Below are 2,579 nucleotides of genomic sequence, written 5' to 3'. Positions count from 1 at the left end.
GTTATTTCAGGCTGACAAGGGGAAATTTAAAATATTCTTCCGAGTGCGTATTTTTTATGCTTTACGTTTATTTTAACAACGCTTTGTTGGTTAATTGGGCTATTTCCCGCGCGAATCTCGCAACCTGTTCCCAATCGGTATACACCACTTCTTTATTTGTATCCGTTTCACCACCTGACATCTTCATTATCAGTTGGATCATAACGCGGTCATACCAGCGATAGCGTGGATACCGCAAAGCACCCGCAATGACTGCGCTGTGGTCTGGTCGCCACGGCGAACTCATCAGGAACTTACGCGCATAGCTGTTGGTTTGCGGCGTACGTTTCTCCGGTTTACGGGCAACCAGGTTTACGGAGTAGAACGCGCTCGGCATCGAATTCAGCCGTGTGGCATGCTTTTTCACAAACTCCTGAAAAGCAGCATGGTAATGACCGTAGCGAATCGAGGCGCCAATTACCACGCTGTCATAATTTTGCCAGTCCGGCTCCGCGGTACGATGCAAATTAACAACATCTGCCCAAACGCCCAGCTCTTTGAGTTCAGAAGCCAGATATTCAGCGATTTCACGCGTTTGTCCGTCCCGGGAAGAAAAAAGAATCAGTGTTTTCACGTGTTACTCCATTATTCACGCCAGAAGGTAGGGGTAAAGAGCACCAGCAGAGTAAAGACCTCCAGACGACCAAACAGCATATTGGCAATCAGGATCCACTTCGCCACAGGGTTCATACTGGCAAAGTTGTCGGCGACAACCCCCAGTCCAGGCCCCAGGTTATTCAACGTTGCCACAACAGAGGCAAACGCGGAGAAGTCATCAACACCGGTCGCAATAATCGCCAGCATACTGATAATAAAGACCAGCGCATAGGCAGAGAAGAATCCCCATACGGCTTCAAGAATTCGCTCCGGCAACGCACGGTTACCCAGTTTGATACTGTAAACCGCATTCGGATGGACCAGTCGTTTCAATTCGCGGTTACCCTGCTTAAACAGCAGCAGGATACGAATCACCTTCAAGCCACCGCCCGTCGACCCGGCACAGCCGCCGATAAAAGCAGAACACAGCAACAGCACTGGCAGAAACAGCGGCCAGCGGGCAATACTGTCCGTGGTAAATCCGGCGGTCGTCGCCATCGATACCACCTGGAAAAAGGCCTGGTTGATCGTCGTGAGCGCCGAGCCATAGGTATTGTGTATCCATAGCACCAGCGTACAGACTGCCACCAGCGTCAACTGCACGCCGATAAACATGCGGAATTCCGGATCCCGCCAGTAGACCTTCAGACTACGCCCACTTAATAAAGAGAAGTGCAGACCATAGTTACAACCGGAGATCAGCAAGAAGATAGCAATGATGGTGTTAATCGTGGGACTGTCGAAATACCCCACGCTGGCATCGTGTGTGGAAAAACCACCGATGGCGATTGTGGCAAAACTGTGCCCAATGGCGTCAAACGCGGGCATCCCGGCAAACCATAGCGCCAGCGCGCACGCCACCGTCAGTAATACATAGATTAGCCACAGCGTTTTCGCCGTTTCGGCAATACGCGGGCGCATTTTATTATCTTTCAGCGGCCCCGGCATTTCTGCACGATAGAGCTGCATCCCACCAACGCCAAGAATAGGCAGGATAGCCACCGCCAGCACGATGATCCCCATCCCGCCGAACCATTGCAGCATCTGGCGATAAAAGAGAATCGCGTGTGGCAATGAATCCAGCCCCACCAGCGTCGTCGCACCTGTAGTGGTTAATCCGGAAAAGGATTCAAAAAAAGCGTCGGTTATCGTTAGGTTAGGGCTTTCTGCAAAGATGAACGGTAGCGCACCCACACTGCCCAGAACGGTCCAGAACAAAACGACAATCAGAAATCCTTCGCGCGATTTCAGCTCGCCCTTCTCTTTACGGTTTGGCCACCACAGCATGGAGCCGATCGCCAGAGCAACGAAGAAAGTTTGGGTGAATGCACGCCCTGCCCCATCGCGGTAGATGAGCGCTACCAGTCCGGGGATAATCATTGTCCCCGAGAATAAGATGACCAGTAGTCCAACGATTCGGGTGATGGCGCGAAAATGCATCTCTGCCGCTTCCTTAGTTCTTTAAAATGAGGTGGGGATTATTCTTCAATCGCTAACAATTGCAATGAACCACGACTAAAATCCGCCAGTTTTGCCGAAAACTCATCCACTTTGGCAAAAGGAAGCGCCACCCTGAGCCGAACAAAAGCCTGGTAATCACTGGCAACGACTTTACCGTCAAACTGCCCCAGCAAGGCTTCAATGCCTGCCAGCTGACCGTACTCACACTGCAAAGTATATTCGGTTAATGGCGTCTTGCGCTGTGTCGTTAACTGGCGCAACGCCTGATTCACACCACCACCGTAGGCTTTTACCAACCCTCCAGTACCGAGAAGGATACCGCCGTAGTAGCGCACGACTACAGCGGTAATCTCGCCGACACCGCTCCCCATCAGCTGCGCGAGCATCGGTTTACCTGCCGTACCCGCCGGTTCGCCATCGTCTGAAAACCCTAGCTGCTGCGAGTCATTGGGCGCACCCGCCACCCACGCCACACAATGGTG

The 2,579-nt window shown here is 52.2% G+C and carries 3 protein-coding genes; all 3 read right to left on the bottom strand.

The annotated features are described in order from the left end of the window. Positions 1–67: 67 nt before the first annotated feature. Positions 68–613 carry a menaquinone-dependent protoporphyrinogen IX dehydrogenase gene (gene hemG / locus FDW94_RS22985; protein ID WP_048237121.1) on the bottom strand — a complete coding sequence of 182 codons (546 nt, stop codon included), beginning with the start codon at positions 611–613 and terminating at the stop codon, positions 68–70. Positions 614–624: 11 nt separating this feature from the next. Continuing rightward, the gene (gene trkH / locus FDW94_RS22980; RefSeq protein WP_003017848.1) at positions 625–2,076 is read right to left on the bottom strand and encodes a Trk system potassium transporter TrkH; all 1,452 of its coding nucleotides are present in this window, start codon (positions 2,074–2,076) and stop codon (positions 625–627) included. 38 nt (positions 2,077–2,114) lie between these two features. Then, positions 2,115–2,579 (bottom strand): YigZ family protein (locus tag FDW94_RS22975; RefSeq protein ID WP_137378315.1); only part of this gene is annotated, 465 nt, incomplete at its 5' end.

This window comes from Citrobacter sp. wls757 (assembly GCF_005280935.1).
GTDB classification, from domain to species: Bacteria; Pseudomonadota; Gammaproteobacteria; order Enterobacterales; family Enterobacteriaceae; genus Citrobacter; species Citrobacter portucalensis.
The sequence above is the reverse complement of the archived record's forward strand: the minus strand, read 5'-3'. Positions and strand labels throughout refer to the sequence as shown.